1 protein-coding gene is annotated in these 1,266 nt (G+C 62.5%); it reads left to right on the top strand.

All coding sequences use genetic code 11. The features are described from left to right. Positions 1–63 precede the first annotated feature (63 nt). Positions 64–1,232, top strand: a protein-coding gene (locus SPHV1_RS01010; RefSeq protein ID WP_156367185.1) for an IS3 family transposase whose coding sequence is annotated in 2 segments (ribosomal slippage) — positions 64–325 and positions 325–1,232 — 1,170 coding nt in all. Because the reading frame shifts where the segments join, the coding sequence is not laid out codon by codon here. Positions 1,233–1,266: the final 34 nt, after the last annotated feature.

Here is a 1,266-nt window from a genome sequence, read left to right as displayed (position 1 = left end):
TGATCTGCCCCCTTCTGAGTGGCCCAATTTCTATTTTAGAATTGGCCACGAAGGAGGAATGGAATGGCAAGGAAGCACAAGCCGGAGGAGATCATCGGCAAGCTGCGTGAAGCGGAGATCGTGCTGGCGCAGGGCGGAACGGTTGCCGATGCGTGTCGCCGGATCGGCGTCACCGAGCAGAGCTACTACCGCTGGCGCAAGGAGTATGGCGGCCTGAAGATGGATCAGGCCCGGCGGATGAAAGAGCTGGAGAAGGAGAACGCCCGTTTGCGCCGGGCGGTATCGGACCTGACGCTGGACAAGCTGATCCTGCAGGAGGCTTCCCGGGGAAACTTCTGAGCCCCGCGCGCCGCAGGCGCTGTATCGATCATATCCGGGGCATGATGTCGGTGTCCGAGCGGCGGGTCTGCCGCGTGCTCGGACAGCATCGATCGACACAGCGCAAGACGCCGCGCGGGGCAGATGACGAGGCTGCACTAACCGAGGACATCATCGCACTTGCCAGGCAATACGGTCGCTACGGCTATCGCCGGGTAACGGCCTTGCTGCGTGATGCCGGTTGGCATGTGAACCGCAAGCGAGTGGAACGCATCTGGCGACGCGAGGGGCTCAAGGTGCCGCAAAAGCAGCCCAAACGCTCGCGCCTATGGCTCAACGACGGATCGTGTATCCGGCTGCGACCCGAGTATCCGGGGCACGTGTGGTCCTACGACTTCGTCGAGGGGCGCACGCACGACGGTCGCAAGTTCCGTATTCTGTCGATCATCGATGAAGCCAGCAGGGAGTGCCTGGCCCTGCCGGTTGCGCGGCGACTTCGCAGCGAGGATGTGCTGGCAGCACTGGCCGAGTTGTTCGTCACCCGTGGGCCACCAGCGCACATACGGTCAGACAACGGCCCGGAATTTATCGCCAATGCCGTGCAGGAATGGCTGGCGAAGGTTGGTGTGAAGACGCTCTACATCACACCCGGCAGTCCGTGGGAGAATGGCTATTGCGAGTCCTTCAACGGCTCGATGCGGGACGAACTGCTCAACGGAGAGATCTTCTACACTCTGGCTGAGGCAAAGATCCTGATCGAAGCCTGGCGGCGCCACTACAACACTATCCGGCCACACAGCTCGTTGGGGTATCGCCCGCCGGCCCCAGAAACGGCGACACCGCCATGGCTGCCCTCCGGTTCCGCTACGCTCCACCTACGGCCAGCCATGGCGCCGGAAGCGGTTCTGCACTAACAATCATCACGGACCACTCAGTGGGGGCCGGTCA

The sequence above is a fragment of the Novosphingobium sp. KN65.2 genome (genome assembly GCF_001368935.1).
GTDB lineage: Bacteria > Pseudomonadota > Alphaproteobacteria > Sphingomonadales > Sphingomonadaceae > Novosphingobium > Novosphingobium mathurense.
Note: the sequence above shows the minus strand (reverse complement) of the source record. Positions and strands in the feature narration are given on the sequence as shown.